Source organism: Streptomyces sp. NPDC058619 (assembly GCF_042717785.1).
Classification (GTDB): Bacteria; Actinomycetota; Actinomycetes; order Streptomycetales; family Streptomycetaceae; genus Streptomyces.
This window is the reverse complement of record NZ_JBHXQN010000024.1, coordinates 97,137-111,163: the sequence shown is the minus strand read 5'-3', so window position 1 is coordinate 111,163 and position 14,027 is coordinate 97,137. Positions and strand designations below refer to the sequence as shown.

Sequence of the window (14,027 nt, the reverse complement as noted above, 5' to 3'; positions counted from 1 at the left end):
GCCCCGCCGCTGCCGCTGCCGAGGCCGGTGCCGCCGCTGCCGCCCGCACCACCGACCCCGCCCAGGACACCGTTGCCGCCAGGACCCCCCGCACCACCGGCGCAGTCCCCGCTCCCGGTCGCCGGACCGCCCGCGGTCCCGGGAAAACCGGCCGGGTGGGCAGCGTTGCCATTGGCACCCGCCACGCCGGCAGTCCCGGCGGTGCAGGCCAGGGCGGAGGCCACCGCCGGGGCCCCGAGGAAGAGCGCCGCGCCGGCGAGCAGCGAGGGCAGGGCGAGGAGGGCGGCAGTGCGTTGCCTGTTCATGACGGGGTGTCCTCAAGCTCAGGTGAAGCGGGGTGTGATCGGAGGGGGTGCATCAGGCCGGCGGAAACAGAGAACGGAATAGACGTTCCCCGAACACTTTTCCGTACCGAGTACCGGCAGGCCGTCGGCGAAATTCCGGACCCTTCCCATAGGACACGCATTTATCAATATTTGTAATAGATGGAGAGGTGTCATGTTCATCGACATTTGCCTGCGACGGCAGTACTCTGCCCGCCGTACGTAAAATCCCCCGAACAGAGTGTTTGGCCAGGATTCTCCAGCATTTCTGCACGACCCCGATGATGCGCCGCCCCATCTCAGATTTCTGATTCCACAGCTGCTGAACTGCGGGTCCTGTCAATTTGCGGTAACCGCAGGGTACTTGTGGTCGCCCGGCGCCCGGGGTCCGCGCGTGCGCGCCGGGGCAGCGCCGGGGACGCTGGGGCAGAGGGAGTGACGGGGAATGCCTCGGCCGTATGCCGTTTCCGTGTTTGGGCCGGCATTGCCGAATCCAGCAATTTTCGACATTTTCCGCCACGCGGGTCGAGCAGGAGGTTGCCCACCTCGCGGGCCGCTACGAAATTCCCGCGCGGTGGCACGAGAACTTTGGTACCCGTTCCGCCCACCGGGCGCCTGCGGCGGCGGCGGCCGGAAGCTCTGCCCTCTGCACAGGAACGGGAACGCACCCCCCGTGCCGAGACCCGGTAGCCGACTCCTTCCCCCTACGTGCGACTCCGTACGCCGTGACGAAAACCTCTGGCGGGGGTACACCATGGGGCCGACCGACCGCCCTACCAGGGGCTGCCCTTCCGGGGGAAGCTATTTGATCTTCGCGGCGATGGTCTGGACGAACTCGGGGAGCACCCTGTCCCGCCAGACGAAAGGTGCTGGGGCCGGCATGCCCTTGAAAGCCACGGTGGTCTGCCCGCCCACGCTGAACAGCAGCGGGCCTTTGCGACAGTGCCAACTGCCCTCGCGGAGCCCGGTGATGACACAGTGATCCGCGCCCCTCGCCCCTTGGTTGGTGTTGGTTGCCGGCGCGACCCGATCGGCGTACCTGACAATCAACTGGGGGTCGGCCACGGCCTCAATGCGGAACCAGAACTGGGTGGCGCTGTAGGTCTCGCCCGGCAGGCGCATGCTGTAGAGGCACTGGCCGGACGCGGACCTGTCACTCCCTTTGTACGCAGAGTCCGCAGCGAAGTCCTTGATCGACAGGGCATGGACCGGGCGGCTCTCCTGTTCGATGTCCGTGACGCCAGGGAAGATCGCCTTGATCTCCTCCTCATCCACGAACCAGCACGCGTCGGGCCACTGATCCGCGGCCAGGATTGCCCCACCCTTGAGCGCAGGAAGGCTGACAGGCCCACCTCCGGGGGCGGCCTTGCCTATCGCCACATCACCCTCGGACGGCACGGTTGCACTGACCAGGAGCGTCAGCAGGACGACAACGGAGATCACCAGGACACCCACCAGGGTGCCCGCCACGGTCAGCGCCGTGGCTCTGTTCTTCAGCATGGCGGCCGATTCTCCCCGCGGAGTGAACCGCTTGTCTACCGCACCGCCACACCGAGGCATCGACTGCCGGGTCCCTGCAGTCCTCGGCCTCAAGGACGTGCCCGGCATCGCGCGTCGTGTCAGCGGCCGGCGGGCTCGGGGTAGCGCTTGCGGCGCCGGTCCGGGTCGTCGACGCCGATCTCGTACCAGGGCTCGCCGCGCTTCAGCCGGGGCAGGGTATTCACCCACACCGCGACGGTGATGCCCTGCACGTCGGCGGTGAGCGCCTGGCGGCGGGTCTCGAGCAGGTGCTCCGCCTTGCCCGCCAGGACGACGTGCAGCCGCGGGAAGGTCTGGGAGCGGGTGTAGCGGTGGCGCTGCCAGAACGGGTACGTCCCACCGATCGTGCCGCGGGCTCCCTCCCAGACGCGGTGCCCGGCGTAGCGCTCGTAGTCCCAGACCTCACCTGCGAGGCGGGCCTGACTCATCGACCCGTTGTCGAGTTCGAAGAGGCGGACCTCGCTGGTCTTGGTCGGCACGGCGAGGACGGCGTCGGTGTTGAAGGACAGGCCGGTCTCCTTGACGGCGTGGTTCACCTCCACCTGCCAGTCGGTCAGGTACTCGCGGTGGCCGGCGAGGACGGTGTCGGTGTAGGCGAGGATCGTGTCGGTCACCGCGACGGCGTGCGGGCCGAACCCGGCTCGGACTGCCTTCGCGCCGGTGCCGGCCTTCGGTCGGGGTGGTCGCGGCGATCATGGGAGTCGCCGGTGGCGAGCTGCTAATCCCCACGATCGTGCTGCTGTTCGGGGAGAACATCAAAACGGCGGGGAGCTTCTTGCTGCTGGTCTCCCTGCCGACGATGCTCCATCCAGCAGGATCTTTCCCGGATCGTGCACCGCCCGCGGCCGTCGCCATGGCGCCAGCACTGCCGATATCGCCTGGTCCAGCCCGCTCTTGCGGACGGTTTCGACCAACGACGAGCGCGCCGATGGTGGCTGTGCTGCGGTGGCCCTCGCGGTCGCACTCGGCGGTGACTGCCTGGCCGATGCGGCCATGCTGCGGGCCGAGCCGGCCGTGTTCGGGCCTCGCCTTGATCGACCGCACGGGTCGTTCAGCGATGAAGGTGTAGAAGTACCACTTGTGCCGTCGCGGCTGTAGCGGGCGAAGGCCACAAAGATCCGTGCCCTGACCCACAGAACATCGCAGCAGGACCTGGCCGTGGTACTGATCAACCTGAACAGAGCCACACAGGGCTGGGCCCACTACTTCCGGCATGCCGTCGCGAAGCATGTATTCACCAAGGTGGACGACATCGTGTGGTGGCGACTCGTCCGTCTGCTGCGCGAACGGCACCACTGGAATTGGAGGGACTGCCGCCGACGATTCACCACTCCCAGCGGGCAGTGGATTCCGATCTCTGCGGGTGAGATCAAGCTGCGGAAGATCAGCGCGATCCCGGTCACTCGGTATCGCTACCGCGGCAACAAGATCCCCAATCCCTGGGTCCCCGAAGCCCTCTGACGGCAGAGACCGTGGAGAGCCCGTTGCGCTGAGAGGCGCACGGCGGGTTCGGCGAGAGGTCCGGGAAAACGGACCGGGAGTAATCCCGGCACCGCGTCCCGGGCCTACTCAGCGACGAAGCCGGGTTCACCCGCAGGCCGCCCCGGGGACGGACCTGGGGCCGGCGCGGAGTGACTCCGGTCGTCACCATCAGCGGCCGGCGCTCGGGACGGCTGTCGGTGGCCGGGCTGATCGCGATGCGGCCAGGCTCGAGGACCCGGCTGTGCCACCGACTTCGGACCCACACCGCGGGCAAAGGCACACGCCGCAGCATGGGCGAGCGGGACTTCATCGCGCTCCTCGACGGCGCCCATCACCTGGTCAGCGCGCCGATCGTGCTGGTCTGGGACCGCCTCAACACCCACGTCTCCCGCAGGATGCGGGAACTCGTGGCCGAGCGCGATTGGCTGACAGTGTTCCTCCTGCCCGCCTACGCACCCGACCTGAACCCCGTCGAATGGGTATGGGCCCACGTCAAACGCAGCCTCGCAAACCTCGCCGTCATGGCCCTCGACCGCCTCGAAGCACTCGTCCGCAACAGGCTCAAACGACTCCAGTACCGGCCCCACACCCTCGACGGCTTCATAGCCGGCACCGGCCTCACCCTCGACATACCAACTTCACCCTGAAGAGCCGAAGTCAGTAATTCTTGGCACCGGATGGCCGTCCGGGGCGGGCGCCTCGGGGTTTGGGAACACGCGCCGGACAGGCGAGAGGCTGTCGCACGGCTCCTGCCGGGTGAAGGTCAAGAGTGATTCGTTGTTCGGTTCCGAGGACCAGGGATGCGTCGGAATCTTGGCTGGTGGGGCGAAACTTCTTGTCGTGTGACCGTGATCGTGATCTTGACATGCCGCGGGATGTGCGGGAGTGGCTGCCGCCCGAGCAACTTGATCTTTCGGCGTTCGAGGACAGCTACCGCGGCGATGGGCAGGGAGGGGCTGCCTACACTCCCGCGAGTCTGGTCGCTCTGCTCTTGTACTGCTATAGCAAGGGCATACGTTCCTCCCGCCGCATCGAGCAGGCCTGCTGGGACGACGTGGGTTGTCTGGTCATCACCGCGAACCGCAGAGTGGACCACTCCACCGTGGCACGGTTCGTACGACGCCACCGTGCCGCCTTGAACTCGCTGTTCATACAGGTGTTGTCGCTGTGCGGCCGGCGCGGCCTGGTCGATCTTTCGGCGGTTGCCGTGGACGGCTCACCGATGGAGGCGAACGCCTCACGCGACGCCAACCAGCGGCTCCTGCGCCTGGAGGAGACCATCTCCCAGTGCGAGAACGAGATCCACACGCTGATGGAGGACGTAGTCGACCACGCGGTGAGCGTCGAGGCCGACACCTCGGCCTGCGGCGATGGCGAGGACGTGTGCGACAACTGGCCTCGTCTGTCCCGGCTGTGTGACCGGCTCACCCGGGCCCGCTTGGCCAGGGACAGACTGCATGAACGGGCTATGCCTTCACCCACCGAGATCCGGATCAAGATCGAAGCCGCCGAGCGGATGGTGTCCCGCGCGGAGAAGCGCCTGGCCGCCGAGACCGAGGCTCACCAGGAGAAACTGAAGAAGTACGAGCTCCGCGCCCGAGAGGACCGGGAGGCAGGGCGTCGTGGAGCCAACGGACGGCCGCCGGTCCCGATGGAGCACAAGTCCGTCCTCGTTCGCCAGCGAACGCGATTGGTGAAGATGCGGGCCTGGCTGGAGCGGGCCCGCACACCCCGGCCTGTCCCCTCTCCGGCGTCCCGTGCCTGCCTGAGCGATCCCGATTCCCGGCTGATTCCCGGCAAGCACGGCGGCTACCTGCAGGGATACAACATCCAGATCGTGTGCGCCCGCCGTCAGTTCTTGCTGGCCATCGAAGCGCACGACAATCCCTCGGACAGGACGGCCCTCGTTCCGATGGTGAAGAAGACGCAGCACAATCACCAGGCCGCAGGGCTCCCCGGCGACATCCAGCTCTGGCTCGCCGACAGCGGATACGCCTCCGCCGCCGCCTTCGAGGCCCTCGCCGACCTCCCGTTACTGGTCTCGGTCACCAGCGATGCCGACCAGGCGGGCTTCCCCGCGAAACGTCAGCAGGCCCCTGCGGGCCAGCAGGACATGGCGGCCCGACTCGCCGCCCCAACAGGACGGGCCCAGTACCGTCAGCGCAGTGCCCTGGTCGAGCCGGGATTTGCCCAGATCTTCCAACGCTTCGGACGACACCTCAACTACCGCGGCCGTCAGGCGGTGAACGCCGAGATCAAACTCCTCGGCACGGTGCACAACCTCAACAAGCTCATCAACCACACCCCCAAGAAGCACTCTTGACCTTCACCCGGCAGGAGCCGTGCGACAGCCTCGCGAGGTGGGCGCGGATGTTCCTGAACCCGCGGCGGACCCGGGCCGGGGCGAGCCGGCCGGAGGTAGCGGCATTCTTCCAGGGCCGGCGGAGGTCCGCGGCCAGCGGCGGGCGACGATCAGGAGCCAGGTCCCGGCATGCTTCCGGCGTACCGAGTGCGAGCCTGTTTTTGTGTGTTACGGCTGCACCATCACTGCTCGGCCCATCCGCTTTCCCTGCGCGTCGAAGACTCCGATCCTCACCACGTCCATGCTGCGCTGCGGCCACTGCGTGTAGGCCTCGCTGATCGCCTGAACCTGCGCGTCGAGGTCATCCTTCTTCAGGTCCAGACTGGTGTGCACGTAGATGAAGGCGTAGACATGCTCGTTGTCACCCTCCACCACGCGCTGCACCGCCGTCACGTGATCCACGGCATCCCATCCTGGCTTTCCGCTGGCACCCGCCCACGCCTTGAAAAGCTCACCCTCGAAAGCCTCCTCCTTGCGATAGAACCCGTGGGGCAGCGCCGTCAGACGATCGGGAACGGTGAGGTCACCCTTGGGTTTCGTCTCCAGAGAGCACCCGGCCAGTGCCAGGAGCGAAGCGGTCAGCAGCAGACGGCGTGTGATCAAGACGGGATCCTTGTGTACGGAAAAGGGAATGCCCCCGCACCGTATTCGATGAGGGGGCACGCTCAACAGCTGGCTACCTGGTCAGTTCGTCAGCCTTGTCACCCCAGTTGCCACCCGGGGGTGTCTGTAGTTGTGCAGGTTGCCGAGGCATCCGCCCCAGCCCGTGATGATGTACGGGTCCGGAAGCCCGGTGCGCCAGTCGTAGAGCGACATGCCACCAGACTCGTCGTTGTTGCACGTGGATGACGCCTGGTCACGGAAGGCGCAGTCGCCCAGGTGCTTCGAGCCGTCACTGTGGCAGGTGAGCTGGCGGCCGTAGTACCAGGCGTCGGCCCAGATGCGCGTGGAGCCGAACGGAGTGTAGGCAGTGCCGTCACCGTCGACTGCGATGGCCATCGTTCCGGCCTCGGCCGGTGCACCCTTCTCCATGATCAGGTCCGAGCGGCCCTCCGGAGCTTCGGAGATCTCGTACCGGGTTCCCTTCTTCTCCTTCTTGTAGGCGGCCGTCGCCGCTGCCTCCTCCTCCTCCTCGGTGTCGAAGCACTTGACGGTGAGGTCGGGGTACTCGGCGCAGTTCCGTGCGGTGCCCCAGCCATCCTTGGTCAGGTTGATCTTCTTGCCCTTGTAGGCGGCGAAGATGTCACCGGTCTTCTTGGCCGGCTACCAGGACAAGCAGCCCTGGCGGTTCGCGGAGCCGTACCTCGCCATCAACCGCACGTACCTCCAGCTCAAGATGCGGCTGATGCCGTACCTCTACACGATGAGCCGCGTCGCGCACGAGACCGGCGTGCCCGGCACCCGCGCCATGGTCCTGGAGTACCCCGACGACCCGGTGGCCCGGGGCGACGCCACCAGCGGCCAGTCCATGGCCGGCGACTCCCTCCTCGTCGCGCCCGTCGTCTCCGACACTGCCGTCCGGGACGGCATCTACCTCCCCGCCGGCACCTGGACGGACTACTGGACGGGGAAGACGTACGCGGGTCCGGGCTGGCTGAACGGCTACCGCGCGCCCCTCGACACGCTGCCGCTGTTCGCCAAGGGCGGTGCGATCGTGCCGATGTGGCCGCAGACGAACTACACGGGGGAGAAGCCCGTCTCCACCCTCACCTACGACATCCACCCGCGCGGCGCCTCCGCCTTCAGCCTGTGCGAGGACGACGGCCGCACCCGGGCCCACGAGAACGGCGCCTACGCCCGCCAGCAGGTGAACGTGACCGCCCCGGCGTCGGGTTCCGGCACGGTCACCGTCTCCGTGGGCGCCCCGACGGTGGACTACGCCGGAAAACCGGCCTCCCGCGGCTACGGGTTCACCCTCCACGTGGCCTCCGTCGCCGGGCGCCGTCACCGGGTGGTTCTCCGACGCCGCCGACCGCTCCGGAGTCCTGCGGGTCAAGACCGGCGCGAAGGCGGGCGCCTTCGGCATCGCGGCCACCGGTACGAGCGTCCCGCCGGCCGAGGCCCTGCCCTCCTCCGCCCCCATCGCCCAGGCGGGCTGGTCCCTGGTCTCCGCCGACAGCCAGGAGAGCGCCGCCGAGAACAGCGCGGCCCGCAACGCCTTCGACGGGAACCCGGCCACGCAGTGGCACACCGCCTGGTCCACGGGCACCCAGGCCGCGCTCCCGCACGAGGTCCTGATCGACCTCGGGGCCCGGTACGCCGTCGACGGCCTCGGCTACCTGCCCCGCCAGGACGGCGGGGTCAACGGCCGGATCGGCGCGTACGAGGTCCACGTCTCCGACACCACCGCCGACTGGGGCCCACCCGTCGCCACCGGTGCCTTCGCCGACACCGCGACCGCCAAGCACACCGCGCTGCCCGCCGCGGCCGGCCGTTACCTCCGCCTCAGAGCCCTGACGGAGGCGGGCGGCCGCGGCCCCTGGACCAGAGCCGCCGAGATCACCCTCACCGGCCGACCGGCCCCCTCCCGGCCGCAGCCGCCCCCTCCCGCACCACCGTCCGCACCTGCGACGGCAGCGCGGGCCAGACCTGGCAGGCGGGCCCCCAGGGCACCCTGCGCAACGCCGGGCAGTGCCTCGCTCCGGCCGGTTCCGCCACCGGGAACGGCACCACCCTGGGACGCGCCGCCTGCGACGGCACCCCGGCCCAGCGCTGGACGTTCACCCCCTGACCGCGCCCGGGGGTCCGGCCCGGCACCCGGGCGGGGCCCCGCCGTGCGCCCGCGGGTCCGGGCCGCCGGTGCGGCAGGATACGGGGGTGGACATGACGGAACTGGCACGGCGGGCGGGCGCGCTGGCGGACCGGGCCGGTCCGGGTGGCCGGAGCATCCTCGGAATCGCCGGGCCGCCGGGGGCCGGCAAGTCGACCGTGGCCGCGAAACTGGCCGAGGCCCTGGGGCCGGACGTCGCCGTGGTGGTGCCGATGGACGGCTTCCACCTGGCCGGGTCCGAGCTGGTCCGGCTCGGCCGGGTTGACCGCAAGGGCGCTCCGGACACCTTCGACACGGCCGGGTACACCGCCCTCCTGCGGCGCCTGCGCGAACCGGGCGCGCACCCGGTCTACGCCCCCGCCTTCGACCGGTCGCTCGAAGAGCCGATCGCCGGAAGCATCGCGGTCCCGGCCCACGTGCCCCTGGTGATCACGGAGGGCAACTACCTGCTGCACGACGCGGGGGAGTGGGCCCGGGTGCGGCCCCTGCTCGACGAGGCCTGGTACCTCGCCCCCGACGACGGGCTGCGGATCGGACGCCTGGTCGACCGGCACGTCCGCCACGGCAAGGACCCCGCGCACGCGCGGGCGTGGGTGGCCCGCTCGGACGAGGCCAACGCCCGGCTCATCGCACCGGGCCGGGACCGGGCGGACCTGGTCCTCGACACCGGCTGACGTCGGCCCGGCCCCCGGACCGCCCCACCGCGGGCGGGCTGCCCGACGACCAACGACCGACAACCGACGACCGACGACCACCGGGCCCACCGGTCGCGTCGCGGTGGAGGGCCACCCGGGGGCTGCCGCCGGGTCGTTCCCGGGTGATCAGCCGGCCTCCCCGTACGCGGCCTCCCGCAGTGCGCGCAGGAGGAGCTGGAAGTCGGCGTCGTCGACCGCGTGGATGCTCTGCCGGAGGTTCACGGCGCAGTCGCCCACGAGGGAGACAGCGAACTCCAGTACGGCGACCTCGCTGCCGGAGGCCCGGCGTGACCACCGCGGGGTGCGCAGCAGCCGGGCGAGGCCGTCCCAGTCGATCCCGCCGGTCTTGTCGATCAGCGGGCGGCCGGCCGCGTCCGCGAGGTCCCGGTCCTCGGTGAAGCGGCGCAGCCAGAGGCCGTCCTGATGCGAGCCGAGGAGCCGGGTGGCCGCCCGGACGTGCTCGTTGTCGACGTCCTGCAGCAGTTTCGCGGCGAGTTCCGCACCCGTCGCCTTGTTCACCGACACCGGATTCTCCGTTCCCTGGAGGAGCGGGGCCGGAGCCGGCCCCCGCCCCACTGTGTCCGGTCCCGCCCGCCCCTCGGCGCCCCACACGCCCGCCGGTCCCCCGGACGACGGTCAGGCGGTGACGTCCGGGGCGTTCCGGCCGGGCTTCGCGGGGCAGGATCCGGACGTGACGGCGGGGGTGATGCGGCGTGTGGGGCCGAGCTGATGGCCGGGTACCCGGCAGCGGACATCGTCACGTCGGCGAACACCATCACCTCGGCGAACACCATCACGTCGAAGGGGGTCGCGGCCACGCAGACCGTCTTCCCCCTCACGTCCACCTCGTGCCCCGCGCCGCCGGCGACCGCCTGCGGCTCCCCTGGACCCCGCAGCACACGGAGAGACCCGATGCCAGTGACCCCGTACCTCGTCTACGCCCGCGAGCCGATCCCGGCCTCCGGGCCCAGTGTCTTCCTCGCCGGTCCCACCCCGCGCGCCGACCAGCCCGTGGCGTCCTGGCGGCCCGACGCGATCGGGGAACTCGCCGCGCAGTGGGCGGGCCGGCAGCGGCTGACCGTCCTGAGCCCGGAGTCGCGGGGAGGGTTCCGCGCCGCCGACTACGACGACCAGGTCGACTGGGAGACCGATGCCCGCAGGCACGCCGACGCGATCCTCTTCTGGATCCCCCGCGACCTCGCATCCCTTCCCGGTTTCACCACCAACGTCGAATTCGGCCTCGACGTCGCCACCGGCCGGGCCGTTCTCGGCTGCCCGCCCGACTGCCCCAACCCCGAACGCAACCGCTACCTCATCCACGTCGCCCGCCGCCACGGCGTCCCCGTGCGCGAGACCCTCCACGAGACCGTCGCCGCCGCGCTCACCCTCGTCGCAGCGGCTGACACCCGGTAGCCCGGCACCCTTCCCTCGGATATTGACTCAGATTGTGACTATCTTGACAGCGCCCATTGTCAAATCTAGAGTGCGGTCATGCTCTGCGTGAGCTCGCGTTGAGCTGCGTTCGTCTGGGTCACCGAGAGGGGCAAGCGTGTCTTCCGAATATGGACGTTTGATCTGGCGCAATGGCACCTTCATGCCGTGGGAAGAGGCGACGGTGCACATCAGTTCCGTCGGGCACGCCTCGGTCTCCGCCGCTTTCGAAGGCGTGCACTCCTACTGGAGCCCCGCGCGCGGGACGCTGCACGGATTCCGGCTCCGTGAGCACATGCAGCGGCTGCTGGACTCGCTCCGGCTGAGCTGGATGGAGCCCGGGTTCGACGCGGACGCGCTCGTCGCGGCCACCGTCGAGCTGCTCTCGTCGTGGGAGACCAGCGGCAAGGACCTCTACGTGCGCCCGTGGGGCTTCGCCGGAGGGACGCACAAGGAGCAGATGGTGCCGCGCGGCACGCCGGCCGAGATCGCCATCGAGACCTGGGAGTTCGAGAGCAAGCTCGGGCAGGGGCGCACCTGCACACTGGCCGTCAGCTCCTGGCCCCGCTTCAACCCGGGCGCCTCACCGGCGTCGATGAAGGTGTTCTCGAACTATCACAACGGCAGGCTGGGCAACATCGACGCCCGTGCCCGCGGCGCCGACTGGCCGGTCTTCCTCAACGGCGCGGGGAACGTCACCGAGTCGTCCGGCTCGTGCATAGCCCTGGTCAAGCGCGGCCGGCTGATCACCCCCGACCTGGCCAGCGGCGTCCTGGACAGCATCACCCGCAACACCCTGTTCCAGCTCGCCGAGGAGGAGCTCGGCCTGTCCGTCGAGGTCCGGCCCGTGGAGCGGACGGAGTTGTACCTGGCCGACGAGATCTTCCTGATGGGGACCGCGGCCGAGGTGCTGCCCGCCGTGGAGGTCGACGGGTTCCCCCTCGGTGACGGCAAGACCGCGGGGGAGATCACGCGGGCGCTGGAGTCCTGCTACCACGACACGGTCCGCGCCGTCACCGGCCGGCACGACGAGTGGCTCACGCCGGTCCCGGCGGTCCCGGCGGCGCCGGCACGCTGAAGCGCGGTTCGGCCGTACGGATACGAGCGGCGTAGAGCGCCGGATCGAGGCCCAGGACCCGGAAGGCGGCCAGCCGTACGAGCAGGACCGGATGCGCCCCGCGGCGGTAGAGGGCGGCGACGTCGCCCCGTAGCAGCTCGTCCCGCTCCGCCGCGGTCAGCGGGCGGCGGGCGAGCTCCCGCCGCGGGTCCGCCCGCATCCGTTCCAGGGTTTCCGGATCGTGTGCGATGTCGTAGCAGAGACGGTCGATCGCATGGACGCCCATCGGCGTGTCCTTTCGCTCTCTTCTTGCTCTTCTTGCCGTGTCGCCCCTCGCGGCGTGTCCACGGCCCGTGTTCCGCGTCCCCGCACGTCGTCCCGCCCCGGCTCCGGAACGCGTCCGCCGCGTTCCGGAGCCGCGGGCGTTGCCCGCTGCGTGCGGCCGTTCAGCCGGCGCCCCACGCCGCGAAGGCGTGGCCCTCGCCCTCCCGGTGGTCCATGTGGGCGATGGACAGGTCCGCGGCCATCTCGGCGGCCGCGATCCACGGCAGGACCTCGCCGGCGACCGTTCCGGCCTCTTCGATGCGCCGCTCCGTGGTCTCGGACACGAGCCCGTCCAGGTCGCCCCGGTACAGCCGGTCGGCGACGGTGCCGGCCCAGGACGGCCTCGGAACGCCGTACAGCTGGTCGGGCAGCATGCGGGGGCCGCCCACCTCCAGGGAGAAGCTGCCGCTCGCGACAACGGCGACGCGACGGCCCGGCAGGTCCTCCAGGGCGTTGCGCAGCACCCGGCCGAGCCGTCTGCAGCGCTCTGCCGAAGGCCGGGGCGCCACCATGCCGTTCAGGTACACGGGGACGACGGGCAGCCGGCGCGTGTTGAGGAAGTGCAGCGGCACCACGACGGAGTGGTCCACCGAGTGGCCGCGCAGGGCCACCGGGTCGAAGTCCTGGCCGACCAGGCCGCGGTGGAGCGTGGTCCCGATGTCCCCGTCCAGCGCGTACGAGGTGGGGGAGACGCCCGGGACGTCGTCGTTGGGGCCGCGGACGCTGTCCCCGGTGGCGATGGCGAACGTCGGCCACATGTCGGGGGTGAAGGTGTTGATGTGGTCGCAGGTGAGGACGACGAGGACATCGGCGTCCGCCCGCGCGACCACCTCCTCGACCGCCGCGTAGCGTCGGGCGAGTTCCGCCCCCGCGGCCGTGTCGGTGCGGGCGAGGGTGGGGAAGCCCGGGGTGTGCGGGACGCCGGCGACGGCGACGATGTCTGCCACCTCCCGTCACCCGCCCGGTGCCGCCGCCGCGGCCACCCGCGGCCCGGGCGCGGCCGTGGACCCGCCGGGCGCCGTGCCCTCGGAGCGGGCCGCGCGGTACATCTCCCGCAGCAGGCGCAGGGTGCCGAGCCCCGCAGCGCCGTCGGCCGTCATCGGGTGACCGTCGCGGACCGCTGCGGCGAAGTCGGCGATCTGCCGCCGGTGCGAGATGCCGTAGTAGCCGATGCCGGCGGGGGCCGGTGCCACCTGCGCGCCCACGTCGCGCGCCGCAGCGCGGAGCGCGTCGCCGCCCTCGGCGACGTGCAGCGTCCCAGGGTGGTCCAGGTCGAAGAGGACCGAGCCCTCGGTGCCGACGAGTTCGATCCGGGTGCGCCAGGTGATGCTGCTCGCGACCGTGACCTGGTACGTCACCAACGCGCCCTGCGGGCCCCGCAGGACGGCTGCGAGGGTGTCCTCCGTCTCCATGCCGCCGCGCGGCGCCGTGTGCCCGGCGGCCGCACCGGCCACGGTGAGGCCGCCGGTGAGCCAGCGCGTCACGTCGAGCGCGTGGTAGCCCTGGTTGACCAGGGCGGAGCCGCCCTCGCCGGCGAAGGTGCCGCGCCAGTAGCTGTCGGCGTAATAGCCGTCGTCGCGGCCGCACTGGAGGCTGACGGTGCCGGACACGAGCCGTCCCAGGAGGCCGTCGGCGATCCACTCGCGGACGGCGGCGACCACCGGGTCGTAGCGGTGCTGCGAGACGACCGACAGGACGCGGCCGGTGCGTTCGGCGAGGGCCGTCAGGGCCTCACCCTCCTCGGCGGTCATGGCCAGCGGCTTCTCCACCAGGACGTGCTTGCCCGCCCTGAGCGCCGCGGCGGCCAGCTCGTAGTGCTGGGCGTGGTCGACGGCGATGGAGACGCTGTCGACCAGGGGGTCGGCCAGGACGACCCGTACGTCCGAGGTCACGTGCGGCAGCCCGTACTCGCGGGCCAGGGCCTCGGCCCGCGCGCGGTCGCGGTCGCACGCCCAGCGCAGTTCGGCGTCCGGCAGCGCGGAAAATCCGTCGACGTGGTTGGGGGCCACTCGCCCGCACCCCACCACGGCATGAACAAGGGGTT

The 14,027-nt window shown here is 70.5% G+C and carries 13 protein-coding genes and 5 pseudogenes; 9 read left to right on the top strand and 9 right to left on the bottom strand.

The window, feature by feature from the left end; translation table 11 throughout:
- From ACFWTC_RS23450 to ACFWTC_RS23440, 3 genes and pseudogenes are all read right to left on the bottom strand, one after another.
- Positions 1–305 (bottom strand): annotated as a pseudogene (locus ACFWTC_RS23450) (hypothetical protein); the annotation flags it as partial.
- An 819-nt stretch (positions 306–1,124) separates the two neighbouring features.
- Positions 1,125–1,823, bottom strand: a complete 699-nt coding sequence (locus ACFWTC_RS23445; RefSeq protein ID WP_384030553.1) for a hypothetical protein — start codon at positions 1,821–1,823, stop codon at positions 1,125–1,127.
- 119 nt (positions 1,824–1,942) lie between these two features.
- Positions 1,943–2,485 (bottom strand): annotated as a pseudogene (locus ACFWTC_RS23440) (replication-relaxation family protein); the annotation flags it as partial.
- A gap of 493 nt (positions 2,486–2,978) precedes the next feature.
- Here ACFWTC_RS23440 and ACFWTC_RS23435 point away from each other — a divergent pair.
- The 3 genes and pseudogenes from ACFWTC_RS23435 (at position 2,979) to ACFWTC_RS23425 (ending at position 5,667) form a co-directional block, all read left to right on the top strand.
- Positions 2,979–3,323: a group II intron maturase-specific domain-containing protein gene (locus tag ACFWTC_RS23435; protein WP_384030557.1), complete on the top strand. Its 345-nt coding sequence runs from the start codon at positions 2,979–2,981 to the stop codon at positions 3,321–3,323.
- A gap of 122 nt (positions 3,324–3,445) precedes the next feature.
- Positions 3,446–3,991: pseudogene (locus ACFWTC_RS23430) on the top strand (transposase); the annotation flags it as partial.
- A gap of 218 nt (positions 3,992–4,209) precedes the next feature.
- Positions 4,210–5,667 carry a transposase gene (locus tag ACFWTC_RS23425; protein ID WP_384074516.1) on the top strand — a complete coding sequence of 486 codons (1,458 nt, stop codon included), beginning with the start codon at positions 4,210–4,212 and terminating at the stop codon, positions 5,665–5,667.
- A gap of 207 nt (positions 5,668–5,874) precedes the next feature.
- Here ACFWTC_RS23425 and ACFWTC_RS23420 read toward each other — a convergent pair whose 3' ends face one another.
- Positions 5,875–6,309, bottom strand: a complete 435-nt coding sequence (locus tag ACFWTC_RS23420) for a hypothetical protein (protein ID WP_383923219.1) — start codon at positions 6,307–6,309, stop codon at positions 5,875–5,877.
- 81 nt (positions 6,310–6,390) lie between these two features.
- On the bottom strand, positions 6,391–6,738 hold the full coding sequence (locus tag ACFWTC_RS23415; RefSeq protein ID WP_384074514.1) for a hypothetical protein: 348 nt from the start codon (positions 6,736–6,738) through the stop codon (positions 6,391–6,393).
- 208 nt (positions 6,739–6,946) lie between these two features.
- Here ACFWTC_RS23415 and ACFWTC_RS23410 point away from each other — a divergent pair.
- The 4 genes and pseudogenes from ACFWTC_RS23410 to ACFWTC_RS23395 form a co-directional block, all read left to right on the top strand.
- A pseudogene (locus ACFWTC_RS23410) lies at positions 6,947–7,570 on the top strand (DUF5110 domain-containing protein); the annotation flags it as partial.
- 121 nt (positions 7,571–7,691) lie between these two features.
- Positions 7,692–8,144, top strand: a pseudogene (locus tag ACFWTC_RS23405) (discoidin domain-containing protein); the annotation flags it as partial.
- Positions 8,060–8,437 (top strand): ricin-type beta-trefoil lectin domain protein, encoded by a 378-nt coding sequence (locus ACFWTC_RS23400; RefSeq protein ID WP_384074528.1) that lies wholly within the window; start codon positions 8,060–8,062, stop codon positions 8,435–8,437. The pseudogene ACFWTC_RS23405 and the gene ACFWTC_RS23400, both read left to right, overlap by 85 nt.
- 92 nt (positions 8,438–8,529) lie before the next feature.
- A complete protein-coding gene (locus ACFWTC_RS23395) occupies positions 8,530–9,150 on the top strand; it encodes a nucleoside/nucleotide kinase family protein (protein WP_384074525.1) in 621 nt (206 codons plus the stop codon).
- Positions 9,151–9,297: 147 nt separating this feature from the next.
- Here ACFWTC_RS23395 and ACFWTC_RS23390 read toward each other — a convergent pair whose 3' ends face one another.
- Positions 9,298–9,696, bottom strand: a complete 399-nt coding sequence (locus ACFWTC_RS23390; RefSeq protein WP_383923213.1) for a hypothetical protein — start codon at positions 9,694–9,696, stop codon at positions 9,298–9,300.
- Between the two features lie 387 nt (positions 9,697–10,083).
- Between ACFWTC_RS23390 and ACFWTC_RS23385 the strand changes: the two genes are divergently transcribed.
- Both ACFWTC_RS23385 and ACFWTC_RS23380 read left to right on the top strand, forming a co-directional pair.
- Positions 10,084–10,584 (top strand): nucleoside 2-deoxyribosyltransferase domain-containing protein, encoded by a 501-nt coding sequence (locus tag ACFWTC_RS23385; RefSeq protein ID WP_383923210.1) that lies wholly within the window; start codon positions 10,084–10,086, stop codon positions 10,582–10,584.
- A 157-nt stretch (positions 10,585–10,741) separates the two neighbouring features.
- Positions 10,742–11,680, top strand: a complete 939-nt coding sequence (locus ACFWTC_RS23380) for an aminotransferase class IV (protein WP_384074511.1) — start codon at positions 10,742–10,744, stop codon at positions 11,678–11,680.
- Here the strand turns inward: ACFWTC_RS23380 and ACFWTC_RS23375 are convergent.
- The 3 genes from ACFWTC_RS23375 to ACFWTC_RS23365 all read right to left on the bottom strand — a co-directional run bounded on the left by ACFWTC_RS23375 (position 11,640) and on the right by ACFWTC_RS23365 (position 14,007).
- On the bottom strand, positions 11,640–11,945 hold the full coding sequence (locus ACFWTC_RS23375) for a hypothetical protein (protein WP_384074508.1): 306 nt from the start codon (positions 11,943–11,945) through the stop codon (positions 11,640–11,642). The two genes, ACFWTC_RS23380 and ACFWTC_RS23375, sit on opposite strands and share 41 nt — an antisense overlap.
- Positions 11,946–12,105: 160 nt before the next feature.
- Positions 12,106–12,930 (bottom strand): hypothetical protein, encoded by an 825-nt coding sequence (locus ACFWTC_RS23370; RefSeq protein ID WP_384074505.1) that lies wholly within the window; start codon positions 12,928–12,930, stop codon positions 12,106–12,108.
- Positions 12,931–12,936: 6 nt separating this feature from the next.
- Positions 12,937–14,007, bottom strand: a complete 1,071-nt coding sequence (locus tag ACFWTC_RS23365) for a Gfo/Idh/MocA family protein (protein ID WP_384074522.1) — start codon at positions 14,005–14,007, stop codon at positions 12,937–12,939.
- Positions 14,008–14,027: the final 20 nt, after the last annotated feature.